Genomic DNA, 17,756 nt, shown 5'->3' with positions numbered 1-17,756 from the left:
GCTGCTTGATCAAGCGCAAATCAAACCGCTCGGAGGACGTCGCCGGAGAATTTCCACCACTTTCGAGACACAACCTTCGTGTCGGATAGATGCCTTTGCCACGTTCTTTATATTTCTCTAAGCGCGCTAAAATCCTGAGTGTCTGACCGTTCCCCTCAAAGCCACCGGATCGCAGCATGGCGCCATGCAATGCTTGTTCACCTTTGTGACCAAAGGGAGGATGTCCAAAGTCGTGAGACAGGCAAGCTGCCTCGATGAGATCGCGGTGTGGGAACCAGCCCCTGATACGTTCTGGATAAAGAGCTTCATTCCGCTGCAGGACCTCAAGAATTCCATAGCCGATCTGCGCGACCTCAATAGAATGCGTTAGCCTGGTTCGGTGAAAATCGCCTTCCCCTACCCCCATCACCTGTGTCTTGCCCTGCAAGCGTCGGAAAGCAGCAGAGTGTATTATCCGCGCTCGATCACGCTGATACTGTGACCGGCTGTCCTTGGGGCGGTTCGCTTGGCCTTCGTGAAGACGTTCTTCAAAATAGTCGTTTTTCAATCGGGTGCCTCGGCTTTGCTAGATCGTTTTGAGATTGCTTGAGGCCGTGTCACGCGCCCATCTCCTCTTGGATGGCGTCGAGGTGGCGGTCGGGGGTGCCGGATTTGGTGTAGGTGTCCACGTCGATCTGCCCCGTGACAGCGGCGGTGATCAGGGCGGATCGGTATTCTTTGAGGCGGTCGATTGAAGCATTGATCGGTGCCTCCAAGGCATCAAGATGATCGATTTGACGCCTAACGAACGCAACGATTTCTGCTTGATCGAGTTCTGGCGGAACCAGTCCGAAGAGATGTGCAAGGCGCTCGCTCTTGATCCCTGCTGCAGTCGATCCAGACGAAAACAGTTGAAGCGATCTCTGGAAGGATGCGCTGATCATGAACAGTGCCAGAAAGTCGTTACTGACCAGCGCAGCGTTCGCCCGGAATTTCATGATGCGCTGTGCGAACGCTACGTCGGTTCTGTCAACTTGCGCGACCTGACCCAGCGGCGCTTCAGTCGTGAATAGCACGTCGCCGATGCGTGGTTTCCCGCGCGCACTTAGTTTTTCCCAATCTTCCACTGTCGTGTATTCTTCCGAACGTTGGTAGTCGATTTTACCATCGCGGACGTTGCGAGCGGTCACCAGGAACACACCCTCGTCGACCTTTTCGGGTGTTCGGCCGCGATAATCGACTTTTGACGCAATCAGTCGATTGAACCGGCAGACCGTCCAATTGGCGGGGACGTCGCCAAACCAATCTACGCCGCTCCTCTTCTTTTCGGCGGTATCCGATAGACCCTTGCAAACAGCAGTATCAAGCAGAGTTTCTTTCTTGCCTGCCAGCAACGCCACCAACCGCTGCTTTTTCTTGATCAGCAGGTCTATTCTTGCAGTCTCACGGTCCAGAAAGTCGGCGATCTGGCGTTGGGTCGCGAGGTCGGGGACGTTGACGGGAATGCCCTTGATCCCGCCAAGTGTCAGCCCGAAACGAGTGACGCCGTTCGCAGCGTTGCCAAAATCTTCCTGCGATTTTTTCGAGAGAAGGTGCCAATATAGAAACGGGCCAATCATGCGCCGACGGTCAGCACGCAAAATCGAAAGGTGGTATCCGCAAACCAAGTCCTCTGCCGTTGATTTTACGAGCGCCGGAACGCCGATCTCATCCGCCGTCTCTGAGTCTTTGGTGATGATCACATCATGAACCTGCACTCCGAACTTCTTGATCTCAGCGGCGGTCGCGCTGCCGGGTTTGAACGGCATGTCATTTCGGATGAAATTGTTCTTGTAGACATCCACGTAATTGCAGAGACGAACCGTGCGCTCGTTGGGATCGATGACCTTATCGACGTTGCTGGTTAGAACCAATGCCACATCGCGCAAACGGTGCGTCGTCATTCAACCACCTCCTGCAGCAAACCTGCGATCTCGGCTTCGAGCGCCTTCAACTCGGCGTCGATCTCCTCCAACGGTCGGGGCGGCACGTATTTGTAGAAGTAGCGGTTGAAGTTGATCTCGTAGCCCACGCGCCCGATGTCGCCGTCCTGGGCGTCGGTGTAGCTCTCGTCCACCCAGGCGTCAGGGACGAAGGGCAGCACCTCGCGTTTCACATAGGCGCGCCAGTCCTCGTTCAGCGGCACCAGTTCATGATCGCGCAGATCGGTGTCGGGTTCGGGATTGCCCTTCGCATCGGTGCAGACCTCCGCCGCCTCGTCGCGCTCCGACAGCGCCCCCAGAATGGCCTTGCGCACCGGCGCGCCGATCTTGACGCCAGCGGCCCGGAGCGAGTCGCTGAGTGCGGTGTCGAACGCGCTGCGGCTCACCCCACCGCTCACCCGCCAGGTGCTGCTCCAGCGACTCCAGAATGGCGCTGCGCGTCTCCTCGTCGAGCCTGGCGAACGGCTTGGCCTCGCGCAGCGCCTCCAGCCCCTCTGGCGTGACTGCGAAGGCCAGTTTCAGCGGACGCTCGACCCGGATTTCGCGGTAGCCGAAATCGGTCGTGGCGAAGATCTTGGACACGTCGCCCCAATCGCCATTACCGTTCAGCATCTCGCCATAGAGCCGCGTGATCTGATCGCAGGCACCGGGCGGGATCTCGCGACGCTTCGACCCGAGCGACTTGCGCATGGATTTCCAGAAACGCTCGCCGCTGGCGTCGATGAGTTGCACCTTGCCGCGCCGCGCCCGGTCCTTGCGGTTGCTGAGCAGCCAGACATAGGTCTGGATGCCGGTGTTGTAGAAGAGATCGGTGGGCAGCGCGATGATCGCCTCGACCCAGTCGTTCTCCAGCATCCAGCGGCGTATCTCGCTCTCGCCCGAGCCGGCCCCGCCGGTGAAGAGCGGTGAGCCGTTCATGACGATACCGATGCGCGAGCCCTGCTCGTCATGCCGCATCTTGGAGATCATGTGCTGCAGGAACAGCAACTGCCCATCCGAGATACGCGGCAGTCCGGCCCCGAAGCGCCCGGACATGCCCTGGTCGGCGGCCTCGGCCTTGATCGGGTCGGCGTATTTCTTCCAGTCGACGCCATAGGGCGGATTGGAGAACATGTAATGGAACCGCCGGTTCGCATGCGCGTCTTGCGTCAGCGTGTTGCCATAGGCGATGTTCTCGGGGTTGTGGCCGGTGACCAGCATGTCGGATTTGCAGATCGCGAAGGACTCGGGGTTCAGTTCCTGGCCGAAAAGCTCGACGCGGATACGGTCGTTGAGCGCCTTCATCTCCATCTCGGCGATGGACAGCATCCCGCCGGTGCCTGCCGCTGGATCATATACCTGCCGGATGACGCCAGTGCCGGTCAGCGCCTCGCGGTCGTTGATCAGCAGCAGCGAGACGATCAGGCGGATGACCTCGCGCGGGGTGTAATGCTCGCCCGCCGTCTCGTTCGAGATTTCCGAGAAGCGGCGGATAAGGTCCTCGAAGAGATAGCCCATCTCGAGGTTGGAAATGGCGTCGGGGTGCAGGTCGATCTGCGTGAACCGGTCGAACACCTGAAAGAGCAGCCCGGCATCATTGAGCCGCTTGAGCTGATCGGTGAACAGGAACTTGTCGAGGAAGACGTCACGGACATTGCCAGAGAACTGCGTGATATAGTCGACAAGGTTACGGTGGATGTCCTTGGGGTCCTGGCCCTTGAGCGAGGCAAATGTGAACCGCGACTCGTTGTAGAGGCGGATGTTCGTGCCGACGACGCCGGCCAGCAGCGCATCGCGCGCCTCCTCGTCCATGCCCTTGGGCAGCGACGCCGCCATGTCGAGAACGTCGGGCTTGGTCTCCTCCAGGATGCAATCGAGCCTGCGCAGGACCACGAAGGGCAGCACGACCTTTCCATACTCCGATTGCTTGAAATCGCCCCGGAGAAGTTCCGCGATCGACCACACGAAGCTGCCGAGGCTCTTGATGTCGTTGCTACTCATTACCGCCCCTGACGTTTTCGCCTTCAGGATGTGCGGTGAGCCCTGAAAGTGCAAGAGTGGATGCTGGCCGGCTCGGTCAATGGAAGGTCGCCCGGTAACTCCCGGCGATGAGCGCGACATGCGCTGCCAAGGGCGGGTGCAACTCGAATGCACGGGGCTGGCGCGCAAAGTCATGCAGACGGAAGAGGCACCAAGCCTGCTGGCGCTCTTCGGAGACCTCCAGTTCGTTGCGAGAGATATGGAACGGCGTGCGCGCCCAGCCGTTGGTCGTCTTCACCTCGATCAGGCGCTCGCGGCCTTCCGGGCTGAAGCTGAGGATATCGTAGCCGGCACCATCGCCATCCTCCTGCGAGACCCAGCGGACGCGATCGGCGAGATCGTCGCAGCCGGCCTGGCGCAGCGTGGCGCGCTCGTAATGCAGCACGCGTTCCTCACCGGCGTATCCCAATGCGCGGTTGCGCTCGTCCCGCCCGGCCACGTCAAATTTCCGGGCGACCCGCTGCATCTGCTCCAGCTCGTCAGGCGGCGGAACGTTGCGCAGGGTCGGGGCGACATCAACGAAGAGCGGCTCGGGCTCGGCCATCTGCTGAGGGGGCGCTGCGCGCGTGGGCGCATCCCAGTGCGGATGCCGTGCCAGCCAGCGCGATATCGCCTCGGCCAGCGACATCTGGAAATTGAAGCGTGGCTGATACCCGCGCAGGATCGGCAAACCAAAGGCCTTGGCGGCGGCCGAGATGTTGCAATGCTTGAACTCGATCGAGCCGCGACTGCGCCCGGTTTCCTCCTGCAGGGCACGGTTCTGCGCCGCTTTGTTCACAGGCCGCCCCGCCAGATCATCTATCAGCATGGCGAACCACGTCTCGACGATCGCGTCGTTCTCTTCGTCTGACCAGGCGGTTGCGCTCATCTTACCAGGCTATGCGGCGCGCTGGTGCATGTCATCTGAAAATCGCGGCGTGCCAGTGCGCAGGCTGAATGCCCTGTTCCTCATTTTCGCAGAATGCCCGCTTGCCCACGGTGCCGGTTGCCCGTAGGCCAGCTTCGGTTTCTCAAGGGAGCGGTATCGGATGAGCGGCGCACGCGTAACCGAGCGAGTTCGTTAGGGAAAGCTGACGGATGCGTCGGGACTGTTCGAACTTGGTGCACTTGCTCACACCTATCACAGCATATTGAACCATTTCTCGTCTTGGAAATTCGAAGCCAATAGTGCCTACCGCATTGGCAGTATTTAGGGCACTACTTGGGCCGTAACGACATTTGGCCATGGGTTCGGCTCCTCATTCAGCCGATCGCTCGGGCGGCCATCACCCCACCCCAGGCCGACACCGCAGTGAGTGTCGCGCCCCAGGCCATGTCGGCGGCCACCATCGAGGGGTGCCAGTCGCGCATCACCGTCCAGCTGGTCAGCTCGTAAGTGCCGTAGGCGACAAAGCCCAGGACCGCGCCGTTGAGGAGCGCCGTTGCGGGCGTGCCATCGCGCAGCGCCGGCCAGCCGGCGAACCAGACCACGCCAGCCATGTTGATGACATAGAACAGCGCGGCCTGCAGGGGACGTATCGCCACACGAAGCGTTTCGCCAAGGTGCTGCGCGAAGATCGGCTTGATGACGGTCGACAGCATGACGGCGTCGGCGATCAGGAAGATCACGCCAGTGACCATGACGAGGACGAGGACGAGAAGGGACATTCGTTTCTCCTTTTCCCTCGTCGAGATAGTCCGGCGCGGCGGCCCGTCTACGGATGGGGATGCCGGCGCCGCGGCTTGTTTGCCGTCGCCCGGTCAGTCCGGTTTGCAATCGGTCACGGGAAAGGTGTGCCCGATGGCGGGAAATGCCTCGGCCATCGCATAGCCGTCGACATGGTCCTTGAAGATCGCGGATATCTGCCGTGTCGTGATCGTCGTCGGTGGGCGGCCATCCTTTTGCCAGACGATGGAATAGAGCTTCGCAAATATGGACGCACCGCCATCCCTGTTCGTAGCAAGATCCGCCGACATGCATTCGCTTGTCAGACCGGCCCTGATGCATTTCACGATTTCGCGGTCACGATGCGGCCAGTCGGACACGAAGACCATGCGGTCTTCCTCGAGGATTACATGGCCGCCACCATTCACTTCGTCATAGGGCACCTGGCACCGCCACGTATCGGCAAATGCCGGGCCGGCGAGCAGAACAAGAACTGCGAGGGGCGTGATCGGCTTCACGATAGATCTCCTTGATCGGACGAACACGCGGCCGGATCCGCAGGGTCATCCACCTCGAAATGATACACCCTCGACTGCCTGTTTCACAACGCCGGCAACACGATCGCATTGCGGCGCCACCCCTGCGCGCCTGGCCACAGCTTACAAATCCGGGTTCGCGTCCCCATATGCCATACACAGGCGTGATAGTCTCCGCCAAGGAAGGGCATCTTTGATGACCATGTTTTCGATCAAGCCAGACTTCAATCTCGCCGAATTTCTCGCGACGCCCGCCCCGGTGGGCGCTGCCAGATCCCGGAACGCAAGACGTCGCAAGATGCTTGCCCAGCCCACCGAGAAGGCGGAGGATGCATCCCAGCCATCGCCACCCGAGGGGTCCACATCGACCGAAAAACCGGAATAGCGACCTTGGGCATGCAATCCCGGAGGATCAAGTCTCCCTCCGGGGATCAGCGTTTTATATGGCAAGCTTGGGGCTGAGCGACATCCAAAACCGACATGTACAGCGGGTTCAAATGAGGGATCCGGCAACGTTCAGGTGTCGGCATTCGGTGGGATGACGATATCAGATGGCTCTCCGATGACCGATGCGTGACGCTACCACGCAGCATGGCACCTTGGCACCGTCACACCACGACGGCGTAAAGCAGCACCCAGATCGACAGGACAACATTGCAAACGAGGGGCAAACCAAGGTGTAGACGCCGTTCCACACCCACCCGATGGGCAGCGCGCTGATGCTCGCGAATAAAGTAAGCATCGTCGTGGCGGTGAAGAGCGAGCTGGCCCCGCTCAGCGCTCAGCCGGCGGCCTTTTTCACGAGGCTTCCTCCCCGCCAGTTACCCACCGAAATCGCTCGTCAGCTACCAGACCTATGGACAACTATCTGGGTAGATCCTCCCTCTCCTGATGAAGCGCGCCTTCGGGGCGCACTGAATTATAGCGGCTAAAGGTTCAGAATGCCGAGCCCGATCAGGCCAGAGAAGATCAGATAACCGGCCACGATGTAGTTCAGAAGCTTCGGTATGATCAGGATGGCGACGCCGCAGGCAAGCGCGACGATCGGCTGCAGACTCGACAGTTCAATGGTCATCTTTGACGGTCCTTTTTGCGTTTCGCGGGTTGCGTTTGGACATCTTACCCTAGGCTACAGCCGAAAATCCTGCGACTTCAACCCGTTGTTTCAAGAAGTTTCAGCTACGTGCCGATCACTGGCTGCATCAGACGGCCAAGCAGGCCACGCCGACCGTTTGAGGCCGGAACAGTTTGACACGCGCTTGATCAAACGGTCGGCGTATCCCCATGAAGCCCATCAACGATGCGGTGCACCAGTCCAAGATCCTCGAAAGCAGCGTGCAGATCGTCCTCGTTATCCGCGACCGGCCGCGTCAGCCCGCCCATGGCGAGAAAATCATCATCCCGGTCGAGCGTGAGGTAGAAGCTGTCGTGCTGGAAGCCAGCGGTCATGCCGCGCAGGCTATTCTCGCCGCCGATGGCAAGCAAACGGTAGAGGAAGACCGACGGTATGTTCGCGCGCGGCTCAGGTCGAAGTCGGACTTGGTGCCGTGCAGTTCGAGATTGGTGAACATCTCGATCAGCCCGGTGACGATGGCGCGGTCGAGATTGGCGCGACCGAAGACCTTGGGCAGTGCGTCCTGCAGCGACGGGTTCGATTTCTCGATCTCGCGCATGGCGTCGTCGACCTGGACGCCGATATCGTTGGCCTTGGCATTTGCGGAGAGCCGGTCCCACCTGGCCTTCTCCGGCACCCAAAACACGTTCTCGGCGACGTATTCGTCGGGGTCCTAGATATCGATCAGATCATCCTGGGCAAATTCCGCGCGCTTGGCCTCGAAGGACGCCGAGACGTAGCGCAGGAACAGCAGACCGAGGACCACGTGCTTGTATTCGCCGGGATCCATCGCGCCGCGCATCTTGTCGGCGGCGGCGAAGAGCGATCGTTCGAGGCTCATGTATGGTGTCTCCACGTGTGCAATGTATGATCCCGGCTCATCGCCGGTCGCGACAACAACCGGCCCGCGAAATCCGTGTCACCATATCGATACATGACCAGACCGCAACGGTGCGTGTTCACCGCTCCGATCGTGGGAGAAGCGGAAGACTACCGTTGAGCGGGCGGTGCTGTTGATAGGGCGGTTATCTCGGATGAAGATCCAGAACCTGGGCACTTCGGTGCCGCACGCGGATCCTATCGGCAGGGTGATCTCGTCGCTGCGCCCGCTCGGTAATCAGGACTGACCAATGTTGCGCTCCGAGATGATCGGCCCTCTCATCGGTGCCAAGTTCGACATGAATAAAATGGCTCTGTCCAAACCTTTCAGAACTTCGACCGCGATTCAGACCAGCCGGTCGCCCGGTTCCTGCCCGGCAAAGAACGCGTCGAGATTGTCGAGTGCGCGAAAGCCCATGGCGTCACGTGTCGACACCGTTGCGCTGCCGATATGCGGCAGCATGAAGATGTTCTCATGCTCGGCAAAGGCTGGATTGCCGCCCGGCTCCTGCTTGAAGCAGTCAAGCCCGGCGGCGGCCACGTGGCCCGATCTGATCGCGGCCAGAAGCGCATCCTCATCGACAAGGGCGCCACGCGCGGTGTTCACAACGACCGCCCCCTCGGGCAGCTTCGCGAGCCGCGTGGCATCGAGCAGGTCGAGGGTGTCGCTGGTGGCCGGGCAGTGCAGCGTCAGGAAGTCGGAAACCTCGAGAAGATCGTCGAGGTCGCGATGGAAAATCGCGCCCTGTTCCATCTCTGGGGGCAGTTGGCTGCGGTTGTGGTAATGAATTTCCATTCCGAACCCGCGGGCCTTTTCCGCGAAAGCCCGGCCCACGCGGCCCATGCCGACGATGCCCAACCGGCCGCCTGTCACCTGCTTGCCGACCATGAACGAAGGCGACCAGTTGTTCCATTCCCCCTGCCGCACGAGGCGGTCGGCGGACACCGCGTGCCGTGCAGCACCCAGCATCAGCAGCATCGCAAGCTCGGCCGTGGCATCCGACAGCACGTCGGGCGTGTTGGTCACCACGATTCCGGCGGCTTTCAGCGCGTCGAGATCGCAGTGATCGACGCCGACGGAATGATTGGCGACGATCCCGAGACGCGGATCGAGACGCGCCACGACCTCTGCCGAAAACCGCTCGGAGTGACAGGGGATCATGGCGTCCACGCGGCCGCTCATCGCGACGATCTCGTCGGGGGTGCCCGGCGTGTCGTCCTCTGTCAGGATCACCTCGTAATCGCGGCGGGCCCGCGCGATGGTCGCATCCGACAGGCGACGCGGGATCCAGATCACCGGTTTGGACATGGCTCGACCCTTGTTTCTGCTGAAGGCCCCGAAATCATGGGCCTCGAACATCGCTACCAGACGGCAATCGTTTCCGGGAAATGGCTATCACGAGAAGACAGAGGAAGCCAACCAGAACCCATGTGCAAGTTCGGGGCCACGATTCCGGAATGAAGTGCGCGACCTGTGCATGGCCGCCGATCGTCGCGACTACGACGTGGTGCCTTGCGGGCATCCCCGGGCCCGTCTCCGCCGATGCGAGGCCGGTGCAGACCCTTGCGGTCGAGATCACGCGCGCCGCCTCTTGTATGTCTCATCTCGTCGGTGATCCAGTCGCGGAAGGCCCGGACCTTCGGGTCGGGCGCCTTGTCGTCGGGGTGGACGAGGTGATAGCCGAACTCGGTCGCCTCGCTGCCGGAAGGCGGAAAGGGGCGGACGAGGCGGCCTGCGGCGAGGTCGTCGGCGACCAGTGTCGAGACCGCCAGCGCGACGCCCTGACCTTCGATCGCCGCCTGCACCGCCATGCTGTCATGGCTGAACCGCGGCCCGCGTGACGGATCGACGATGTCGACGCCGGCGGCGCGCAGCCACATCTGCCAGTTGGGCGCGGTCTCGGACTCCATCGCCCACTGGATGTGCAGCAGCGTGTGCGCGGCCAGGTCCCCGGGGGACTCAATGGGCGGTCCGCGCGCCAGCAGTTCCGGGCTGCAGACCGGAAAGGCGGTCTCGGCCAGCAGGCGTTCGGCGTGCAGCCCGGGATAGCGTCCGCCGCCGAAACGCAGCGCGACATCGACGCCGTCGCCCCGGAATGTCGACAGGGCGTTGGTCGCATCGAGGCGGATGTCGTAATCGGGATGCGCCGCGCGGAAGCGGTCGAGCCGCGGCACCAGCCACTTTGCCGCGAGCGAGGGCGCGACGCTGACGGTCAGGATCCGGCTTTGCGGGATGTCCTGCATCCGGGCCGCCCCTTCGGCGAGCCGGTCCAACCCTTCGGTCAGAAAGGGGGCGGCCGCGGCGCCGGCCGCGGTCAGGATCAACCCCCGCGTGATCCGGCGAAAGAGCGGACGCCCGACGTGATCCTCGAGCGCGCGGACTTGCTGGCTGATCGCGGCCGGCGTGATGTGCAATTCCTCGGCGGCCTTCTTGAAACTCAGATGCCGGGCCGCGGCCTCGAAGGCCCGAATCGCGTTCAAGGGAGGCAGGCGACGTGTCATGACCAAGTCCCACGCATAAGCTCAGCTATTCCATATGCAAGACATTCTCGTTTGTGAAGAGGCGCTCCCTGCGCCAACATCGCGGACAAGGAGATGCGAGGCAAAGCTCATCGTATCGCTTGAGAAAGATTTTCTGGCCATGAGCGCCAGGGAGATCCAGTCCAAAAGGAGGCCCGACATGCATAACATCGACCGCATACGTCTCTCGAACCACCCCGATCCGCGGATGCGCGCCGCGGCCGCCGACGCCGCACGGCTGCGGTCCGAGCTTTGGGGTCTTGTCCTGAGCCGGGCGTTCAGGGCTGTTCTGTCCGCGATGAAACTGTCTTTCCGGGCAGCGACGGGGCGCCTTGGCCTGTCGCCGGGGTGCCGGGAAGGCCGCATGGCCGCGGACGATCTTTCGGTCACGCCCCGGACGCCCGGCTGCAGCGCGTGATGACGAGCCGCCGCTGCGCCTTCCCGGCGGGGCGGACTGGGACGAGGTTGGGCAGGCGCTAAGCCCACAACCGCATCCAGCAACCGGACGGCCGGAGACAAATCTTGAAGAGGAAAGGAGCACGCCATGACACACGCACCCGACACCGCCGCCGCCCCCCGCACGGTGACCCTGCAGGTCGTCAACGCCTTCATCCGCGACGGGACGGGCGGCAACCCGGCCGGCGTGGTGCTCGATGCCGACGATCTCGGCGAGGCCGAGATGCAGGCCATCGCCACCAATGCCGGGCTGTCCGAGACCGCCTTTGTCTCGCGATCCGAGACCGAGACCTTCAAGCTCGATTTCTTCACGCCCAACCGGCGGATCGCGCATTGCGGTCATGCCACGGTGGGCACGTTCTCCGTGCTGGCCGCACGCGGCCGGGTGCAGGAGGGCTGGAGTTCCAAGGAAACGGTCGACGGGCCGCGCGCCATCCGCATCGCCGAGGGCGCCGCCTTCATGGAACAGACCGCACCGCGCTACAGCGACGCGGCCGACTGGGCGCAAGCCGGCGTGACGCGCGCGCAGGTGCTAAGCGCGCTCGGCGTCGGCGAGGAAGAACTGATCGACGGCGTGGCCCCGGTCGTGGTCGATACCGGCGTGCGGTTCCTGCTGGTCGGCCTGAAGGCCACCGAGACCTTGCGTGACCTGACACCGGACCAGACCGCGATCGAGCGGATCAGCGAGAAGCTGGATCTCATCGGTTTCTACGTCTTCGTGCCGCTCGAGGGCGAGACCGACGCCACCGCGCGCATGTTCGCCCCGCACTACGGCATCCCCGAGGAATCGGCCACGGGCATGGCCGCCGGCCCGCTCGGCTGCCTGCTCCATGACCGCCTGGGCCGCCGCAAGGACCGCCTGCTGGTCGAGCAGGGGGCGTGGATGACGCCGCCGTCGCCCAGCCTGCTCGACGTGCGACTGACCCGCCCTGATGCAGAGATCACCGGCCTGATGGTGGGCGGATATGGCCGCGTGATGGACGAGAAGATGGTCAGCACCTGACCCTCGTGCTGTCATGTGCCTTTCATGTGCCAAGGACCAAGCAGCCCAAAGGAGGATGACATGACCGACAAGACCTGCCTCATCATCGGCGGCGGCCGGGGCATGGGGGCTGCCACCGCCCTCGAAATGCACGCGCGCGGCTACGCCCTGGCACTGATGTCGCCGTCCGACAGCTGCGAAAGGCTGGCCGAGGACCTGGGCGGTGTCGCGCATCGCGGTCGGGCCGAAAACGCAGATGACACGCAAGCGATCTTCGACCTCGCCCTGGAAACCCACGGCCGCATCGACGCCTGCCTGATCCATGTCGGTGGGCCGCCCAAGGGCGACCTTCTCGAGATCCCGGAGGCGGACTGGGATCGCGCCCACGAGATGGTCCTCAAGCCGGTCCTGCGCATGGCGCGGCTGCTGACCCCGGTAATGACGGCGCAGGGCGGCGGCTCGATCGTCAACATCACCACCTTTTCCGCCTTCGAGCCGTCGCTGACCTTTCCCACCTCGAGCGTCTACCGTGCCGCCGTGTCGAACTTCACCAAGCTCTACTCCGACCGTTACGGCCCCGCCAACATCCGCATGAACTGCCTGCTGCCGGGCTTCACCGACAGTCTGGATCTTCCGCAGGAGCTTGCCGAGAAATCCGCCCTCCGACGCTTCGGGCGGGCAGAAGAGCAGGCCCGCGTGGCGGCCTTCCTGCTGACCGAGGACAGCAGCTACATCACCGGCCAGAGCCTGCGCGCCGATGGTGGCATGACACGCCACATGTGACAGTTCGTGATGGCAGCACCCGGGTGGCCGCACGCTTTCACGCAGATGATGGGCCCTGTGCATCCAGAGGCCCCATCATATCTGATTGTGCCACGTGCTGGGCTGGAGAGGATCGCCGCAAATGAAACCGACCACGTCCGGAGCGAAAACGTGACGAGTTCGGAAGCGCCCATCTCGATTACGCAACCCGGTGGCTCGCCCTCGCGTCGTGTATGGCTCCTCACCGGGACATGGCGTTCGATTCAATCAACATTGCCCTTACTTTCCAGCAACTTGAGCGAGCGCGCAACGTTCTGTGGCGTCCAGTTCTTGCCTGTGGTCGATGTCAAACCGCGCGCCGTCGCCTCGTCGGAAATCTGTTTCAGCGTTGCGGCGCCGTGCGCCGCGACAATCTCATCTCGCACAGCAGCCAAAGCGCGCGCATTCTCGAGCGCGGTGTTCGACCGGGATGCTGCAGACGAAGATCTGGCCGCCACGGTATTCTGATGACGGCGCTGTTGTGCAGGGTGTTTCGATTTCTCAGGGTGGTGGGTCACGAGCCTGATCGCTGAATCGGAAACGTCCGAAAGCGTGCTTTTGTGCAGTATCGAATATATCCAACGACCATATATCATAAGTTCTGCAACAAAATCAGATCGGTATCGCCAATCGCAGATCTTGGTCAGTCTTGCGACGTCGTCGACGACCACGCTGCCTTCTCCCTCGTTTTCGAGCTTTTCCAACACGAACTTCAGGTTCGGTAGACACGCCAACGAGTTGGCCTTCCGCGCATAATCGCAGAAATATTGAGGTTTCTGGATGCCTTTGAGAGAACAAACTTGGTCGTAATACCGCACTTGCGATCTTGCAGCCGGATGATCACGGAAGTTTCCCGTCGGTCTCGCGCCGTGTGTCAGCAAGACATAGAAGGCCATTACATGTCCGGGTTGCATCACGTTTGTGTAGCTCTACAAGCGTGAACTGGTGAAATCTCATCGCGCCGGAGAAATAATGCCTTGCGTCCACAAGTCCGCGGACCGGACCTATGCTCCCTATTTCCGGGACCGTCTCTTCTCCTTATACTTACTTCTCTATACTGACTTTATAACTTACTTCTCTATACTGACTTTATAACTTACTTACTTAGAGAGAAGAAAGGCTCCTCTTTCCGGGACGGGAACGGATTGTCCGGTAGACAGCAAGCTGAGGACGTTCCGGCGCTCACCAAGTCGTATTCGTCATCTTCCGGTCAAGACGATCATGTCACCGCGGCACAGCGAAAAGCCCATTGAAACCGGTGCAGCATGCTGTTCTTTGCTGCGTTGCTGCGCGATTGCAAGCAGGAACGTCACCTGGCTGGCTGTGCCGCTCACTGGCTGCGTCCAGCGCAGTATTTGATGCGTGACAGCGCAGAGCACGAGAAGCGCGCCCTGCGCGCTCTGAGCGAGGTGGTCTTCGAGCCACGGTCTTTCATGTCCGGAGCTCATCCAGCGTTTGGTCGCCACATGCTCATGCTGCTGCTGTTGATGGCGCAGACCACGAAACACGGCTGCGGCAGGTAACTGATGGCGAGTGACTGTGGCGCACGTCGTGCACCCGCCACCATACGGCACGGTCAACTGGCACGGTCAGAATTTGCCGAAGCCCGGGTGGTCCTCATATGCCACAGCCAGCGGCACGGCCGGATCATTCACGAGGAAGTCCGCATCATCGCGGTCCGGGGAAGCCACATTGAGGCCCCGGTCGTCTGCCTTCGAGAAACCGGGCGTGATGAGCCTGTCCTGGGCGTCCATCTGTTTTCGCAGGTCAAACTCGGCCTCGGCCTTCTTTAACGGCTTTCTGAGGCTGCTCGTGGTCCAGGGTCGCCGTTCGCCACGCTTTTCGCTGATGAGATTGTGCAGCCCGGAGCGGTTCAACAGGTCCACTTTCTCCCGCAGCGACAGTTCTTTCCAGCCGGAGGTGCGATCTATGAAATCGGCGAGTTCCTGAACCTTGCGGTCGGCGCGCACCATGTTGGAAACCGCACCGTTGCGTTGCGCCACGTTCAAGGTCTTTCTGTTTCCGAGATTCACACCACGGCTTTTCGCACGAGCGGCACCGTCACGAACACGTTTCGAGATCAGATCACGCTCACGCTGCGCATGATCGACAAGACGTCGCAGTGCCTTACGGCCAAGACGCCGCCCATCAGCAACCGATATGACTTGGAGATTGTTGTCGATGATCTCGGGCAGCACAGCAGGATGACGCGCCAGGCGATCTACGCTGGGGACGAGGATCATCGCGCCCTGTTCCTTCGCAATCCTGATGGCTTTGCGATACCCGTCCCGGAGGAGGTGGTCTTGCGCGCCCGCCGCAGAGCCATCGTCTTCCTCTATGCTGAGCAGGCTGAGCTTCTTATCGTCACAATAGCCACGCAACATGTGCGCCTGCTCGTCGAGGCTGACGCCTTCTTCTCCTTGTCTGGGTGTCGATACGCGTATGTAGCCTACAACCTTCTGCACTGCGTGGTCTTCCTTCGCGTTTGTTCTCTCGATGTGGCCTAAGTGCCTTACATGTATGTGCTTATCACGTGTTCATGACTAAAGTAAGGGGTTTAGTCATGAACACTCACGAGCATACGCGATCCGACCATGTGCATCAGGCGTTTCGTATGGCGACATGCGCAGTCGCGCCCGAACATGTTAACAGAATCCGGTTTCGTTAACGTCAGGCTGAAAACGTGTTAACCTAGCATGGTCCTCGACGGGACGCAGTGAGGCTTGCATGCGCACTGCGGAGATCGGTGCGACGGCAAACGGTGCCGTTCAGCCCCTGCACGGTCACCGCCAGCGACATCAGGGCATCCGCTTGACTCTCAGCACGTCTGGGACGGTCGCTGGCTGCAATAGCGACATCGGGCGGGTCCATTAAGCACGCCGCGGACAAGGCAGCTCCACGAGCCTGTCAGCGGCTCTGACGGGCATGGCTTTCACATCGGCCATATCGCCGTCTCGCCTGTTCAGCAGGGAGCGCATCGCAAGCTTTCCCTCATGCCGGGCCGGTGATCCAAGGTGCGCGCATCAAGCCGCCGCAGACACCTATACCCATGCCGACCCTTTGCCCCATCATGCCGGTGCCGGTTGCGTCAGGGCGAGCAGGCGCTGGCGGATCGATTTCTCGCGGCCCCTCACGAACTCCGGCAGCATCGACGCGGTCCACTGATCCGGCGTATATGCGATCATGTGGCGATCGCGGTAGGTATCGCTGCGTCCGGTGATCCAGGTCTCGAACGGCAGGTCGCCCTTTTCGATATTCTCTTGGCTCGGCAGGAGCTGTAGATTGCCGAGCCTGTCGACCGACGCGGTGATCTCTCGGATTCGATGCTCGGGCAGGTTCATTCCCATCAGCACACGCCGATCGGCCCGGGCGCGTGGAATGATGTGATCCACGTGGTGCAAGCTTCCGCCCCAGTCGAAATCATCATAGAGCAACGACAGCGCCAGGAAGGTTCTGGGCTTGTTGTAGGTGAGATCGAGAAGATCTTCGACCGCGCGTTCATCCAGCCGCGCCATCCGGCCCCCGATCGCAAGCGCATGATAGAGCTGCGTCTCGGGGAAGTTTCGGCTGATCTGGCTCGCCTCTTTCAGGGTCTTCCGGGCAGCAGAAATCGTCCGGTCAGATTGGCCGGCAAATACGCCCATAAGAAGGCTGTTGATCAACCAGCGCTGGATTGCGCGCGCGTTGTAGCGATCAAAATCCGATGTGCCACGCAAGGTCACGCCAGGAGCGTGATAGAAAAACCAGGCGATCGGGAGCACTGCGTTCAGCGAGCTTAGATTGTCTGAAGAGATCCCGAGACCGTTCAGATAGCGGAACGTCCGCACCAGCGCGTCACGGATGTCGGGCCAGTTGCGCTCGATCTCGGCGATCGATTGACCCGTGAAATTCGAGACGTTGTATTTTACGTCAAAGCCGCAGAGCACCAGGCAGGATTTCAGAACGAAGTCCTTGGTTACCTTGTTGGTCTGTGGCAATTCCTTGTTGATGTGGTCAACAAAATCGAACACCGCGTCGCGTGCCGACACATTCTCCCATTGAGAAATGATCAAGGACATCAGCAGATCGGATTTCGACAGCTTGGTGCCACCATCGTTCGCGCGCACGAATATGTCGAGCACGCGGTCCACCGACGGGCTGGTTTCTGTGTAGTAGTTGATCACCTCATCGGCCCAGATCACCTCGTGCAGCCGGCGCAGCGTCGAAGTGATAAGGTCGCGCTCGTAAGGGGTCACGCCGTGGTGCACACGCGCCAGCGTCGTCTCAACCAGTGCCTGTAAGCTCTCCTCGGTGCGGTGGTCGAGCATGTCCCCGACCCGGAACCAGTAACGACGATGGTCGCTGCGCGGTGGCAGCGCGTGAAACCGCAGCCCGTAGCTCACGCCGAATTCGACATCCTCGTCCTCGATTTCCTCCTCCGGGTCTTTCAGCAGATCAATATAGAGGGCCTTTTCCGACCAGGCGTCGAGGTTGGCTCGACGCTTGTGCTTGGCTTTCTCCGCAAAGCTGCCACGCAGCGCGATCAACAGCGACGTGATGCGCTGCTGGCCGTCGAGCACCAGCGTCACATCCCGGCCATTCGCCGATGCCGTCGGGTTCTGCAGGCCAGGCTTCCAGTGCTCGATGAAGTTGTAGATCTTCAGCTCTCGCTTCAGCTTCTCGTCCACGGCCCAGAACATCAGCGAGCTGATCGGATAGCCTTTCATCAATGAGTCGATCAGGGTGATGACCTGATCCGCGCTCCAGACATATGGGCGCTGGATGGCTGAATCGCCCCGGATTTACCGGAGACCTATAGCTTCATTTCACGCGACCATATCGAGCACGTCGCGCTGTGCATAGA

The 17,756-nt window shown here is 61.2% G+C and carries 18 protein-coding genes and 1 pseudogene; 3 read left to right on the top strand and 16 right to left on the bottom strand.

The features are described from left to right. From dgt to ACROSR_RS18435, 12 genes and pseudogenes are all read right to left on the bottom strand, one after another. The coding region (gene dgt / locus ACROSR_RS18490) for a dGTP triphosphohydrolase (RefSeq protein ID WP_432687378.1) at window positions 1-547 on the bottom strand (547 nt) is incomplete at its 3' end. A 49-nt stretch (window positions 548-596) separates the two neighbouring features. Next, window positions 597-1,922, bottom strand: a complete 1,326-nt coding sequence (locus ACROSR_RS18485; protein ID WP_432687377.1) for a restriction endonuclease subunit S — start codon at window positions 1,920-1,922, stop codon at window positions 597-599. Further along, window positions 1,919-2,275 carry a hypothetical protein gene (locus ACROSR_RS18480; protein WP_432687376.1) on the bottom strand — a complete coding sequence of 119 codons (357 nt, stop codon included), beginning with the start codon at window positions 2,273-2,275 and terminating at the stop codon, window positions 1,919-1,921. Before ACROSR_RS18480 ends, ACROSR_RS18485 begins: the two co-directional genes overlap by 4 nt. Then, a complete protein-coding gene (locus ACROSR_RS18475; protein ID WP_432687375.1) occupies window positions 2,169-3,941 on the bottom strand; it encodes a type I restriction-modification system subunit M in 1,773 nt (590 codons plus the stop codon). The genes ACROSR_RS18480 and ACROSR_RS18475 overlap by 107 nt, the downstream gene beginning before the upstream one ends. Window positions 3,942-4,017: 76 nt before the next feature. Beyond that, window positions 4,018-4,848 carry a protein NO VEIN domain-containing protein gene (locus ACROSR_RS18470; protein ID WP_432687374.1) on the bottom strand — a complete coding sequence of 277 codons (831 nt, stop codon included), beginning with the start codon at window positions 4,846-4,848 and terminating at the stop codon, window positions 4,018-4,020. Window positions 4,849-5,222: 374 nt separating this feature from the next. Next, complete coding sequence (locus ACROSR_RS18465; protein ID WP_432687373.1) at window positions 5,223-5,627, bottom strand: DUF2177 family protein; 405 nt, start codon at window positions 5,625-5,627, stop codon at window positions 5,223-5,225. A gap of 93 nt (window positions 5,628-5,720) precedes the next feature. Beyond that, the gene (locus ACROSR_RS18460; RefSeq protein WP_432687372.1) at window positions 5,721-6,143 is read right to left on the bottom strand and encodes a hypothetical protein; all 423 of its coding nucleotides are present in this window, start codon (window positions 6,141-6,143) and stop codon (window positions 5,721-5,723) included. A gap of 946 nt (window positions 6,144-7,089) precedes the next feature. Next, on the bottom strand, window positions 7,090-7,236 hold the full coding sequence (locus tag ACROSR_RS18455) for a DUF3096 domain-containing protein (RefSeq protein WP_432687371.1): 147 nt from the start codon (window positions 7,234-7,236) through the stop codon (window positions 7,090-7,092). Between the two features lie 188 nt (window positions 7,237-7,424). Then, the gene (locus ACROSR_RS18450) at window positions 7,425-7,610 is read right to left on the bottom strand and encodes a hypothetical protein (RefSeq protein ID WP_432687370.1); all 186 of its coding nucleotides are present in this window, start codon (window positions 7,608-7,610) and stop codon (window positions 7,425-7,427) included. Further along, window positions 7,607-8,116, bottom strand: a pseudogene (locus ACROSR_RS18445) (type I restriction-modification system subunit M N-terminal domain-containing protein). Before ACROSR_RS18445 ends, ACROSR_RS18450 begins: the two are co-directional and overlap by 4 nt. A 384-nt stretch (window positions 8,117-8,500) precedes the next feature. After that, window positions 8,501-9,463 (bottom strand): 2-hydroxyacid dehydrogenase, encoded by a 963-nt coding sequence (locus tag ACROSR_RS18440; protein WP_432687369.1) that lies wholly within the window; start codon window positions 9,461-9,463, stop codon window positions 8,501-8,503. 53 nt (window positions 9,464-9,516) lie between these two features. Continuing rightward, on the bottom strand, window positions 9,517-10,656 hold the full coding sequence (locus ACROSR_RS18435; protein WP_432687368.1) for a transcriptional regulator GcvA: 1,140 nt from the start codon (window positions 10,654-10,656) through the stop codon (window positions 9,517-9,519). A gap of 178 nt (window positions 10,657-10,834) precedes the next feature. Here ACROSR_RS18435 and ACROSR_RS18430 point away from each other — a divergent pair, with 178 nt between their 5' ends. The 3 genes from ACROSR_RS18430 to ACROSR_RS18420 all read left to right on the top strand — a co-directional run bounded on the left by ACROSR_RS18430 (window position 10,835) and on the right by ACROSR_RS18420 (window position 12,895). Next, window positions 10,835-11,092, top strand: coding sequence for a hypothetical protein (locus ACROSR_RS18430; RefSeq protein WP_432687367.1), 258 nt, complete (start codon window positions 10,835-10,837; stop codon window positions 11,090-11,092). 126 nt (window positions 11,093-11,218) lie between these two features. Further along, window positions 11,219-12,133 carry a PhzF family phenazine biosynthesis protein gene (locus ACROSR_RS18425; protein WP_432687366.1) on the top strand — a complete coding sequence of 305 codons (915 nt, stop codon included), beginning with the start codon at window positions 11,219-11,221 and terminating at the stop codon, window positions 12,131-12,133. A gap of 60 nt (window positions 12,134-12,193) precedes the next feature. Further along, on the top strand, window positions 12,194-12,895 hold the full coding sequence (locus ACROSR_RS18420; protein ID WP_432687365.1) for an SDR family oxidoreductase: 702 nt from the start codon (window positions 12,194-12,196) through the stop codon (window positions 12,893-12,895). Window positions 12,896-13,137: 242 nt separating this feature from the next. Here ACROSR_RS18420 and ACROSR_RS18415 read toward each other — a convergent pair whose 3' ends face one another. The 4 genes from ACROSR_RS18415 to ACROSR_RS18400 all read right to left on the bottom strand — a co-directional run bounded on the left by ACROSR_RS18415 (window position 13,138) and on the right by ACROSR_RS18400 (window position 17,676). Continuing rightward, window positions 13,138-13,809, bottom strand: a complete 672-nt coding sequence (locus tag ACROSR_RS18415) for a hypothetical protein (protein ID WP_432687364.1) — start codon at window positions 13,807-13,809, stop codon at window positions 13,138-13,140. A 303-nt stretch (window positions 13,810-14,112) separates the two neighbouring features. Next, window positions 14,113-14,421: a hypothetical protein gene (locus tag ACROSR_RS18410; protein WP_432687362.1), complete on the bottom strand. Its 309-nt coding sequence runs from the start codon at window positions 14,419-14,421 to the stop codon at window positions 14,113-14,115. Between the two features lie 81 nt (window positions 14,422-14,502). Continuing rightward, entirely contained in the window at window positions 14,503-15,378 is an 876-nt protein-coding gene (locus tag ACROSR_RS18405; RefSeq protein ID WP_432687360.1) for a recombinase family protein, read from the bottom strand. Between the two features lie 603 nt (window positions 15,379-15,981). Then, entirely contained in the window at window positions 15,982-17,676 is a 1,695-nt protein-coding gene (locus tag ACROSR_RS18400) for a DUF262 domain-containing protein (RefSeq protein WP_432687379.1), read from the bottom strand. Window positions 17,677-17,756 lie beyond the last annotated feature (80 nt).

The sequence above is a fragment of the Roseovarius tibetensis genome, assembly GCF_050896375.1.
Lineage (GTDB): Bacteria > Pseudomonadota > Alphaproteobacteria > Rhodobacterales > Rhodobacteraceae > Roseovarius > Roseovarius tibetensis.
This window is presented reverse-complemented; position numbering and strand designations above follow the sequence as displayed.

Excerpts from the sequence above, each read along its gene's own strand:
- ACROSR_RS18485 (WP_432687377.1), bottom strand. The coding sequence starts at position 1,922 with ATGACGACGCACCGTTTGCGCGATGTGGCATTGGTTCTAACCAGCAAC.
- ACROSR_RS18475 (WP_432687375.1), bottom strand. The coding sequence starts at position 3,941 with ATGAGTAGCAACGACATCAAGAGCCTCGGCAGCTTCGTGTGGTCGATC.
- ACROSR_RS18470 (WP_432687374.1), bottom strand. The coding sequence starts at position 4,848 with ATGAGCGCAACCGCCTGGTCAGACGAAGAGAACGACGCGATCGTCGAG.
- ACROSR_RS18465 (WP_432687373.1), bottom strand. The coding sequence starts at position 5,627 with ATGTCCCTTCTCGTCCTCGTCCTCGTCATGGTCACTGGCGTGATCTTC.
- ACROSR_RS18455 (WP_432687371.1), bottom strand. The coding sequence starts at position 7,236 with ATGACCATTGAACTGTCGAGTCTGCAGCCGATCGTCGCGCTTGCCTGC.
- ACROSR_RS18450 (WP_432687370.1), bottom strand. The coding sequence starts at position 7,610 with ATGACCGCTGGCTTCCAGCACGACAGCTTCTACCTCACGCTCGACCGG.
- ACROSR_RS18440 (WP_432687369.1), bottom strand. The coding sequence starts at position 9,463 with ATGTCCAAACCGGTGATCTGGATCCCGCGTCGCCTGTCGGATGCGACC.
- ACROSR_RS18435 (WP_432687368.1), bottom strand. The coding sequence starts at position 10,656 with ATGACACGTCGCCTGCCTCCCTTGAACGCGATTCGGGCCTTCGAGGCC.
- ACROSR_RS18430 (WP_432687367.1), top strand. The coding sequence starts at position 10,835 with ATGCATAACATCGACCGCATACGTCTCTCGAACCACCCCGATCCGCGG.
- ACROSR_RS18425 (WP_432687366.1), top strand. The coding sequence starts at position 11,219 with ATGACACACGCACCCGACACCGCCGCCGCCCCCCGCACGGTGACCCTG.
- ACROSR_RS18420 (WP_432687365.1), top strand. The coding sequence starts at position 12,194 with ATGACCGACAAGACCTGCCTCATCATCGGCGGCGGCCGGGGCATGGGG.
- ACROSR_RS18415 (WP_432687364.1), bottom strand. The coding sequence starts at position 13,809 with ATGGCCTTCTATGTCTTGCTGACACACGGCGCGAGACCGACGGGAAAC.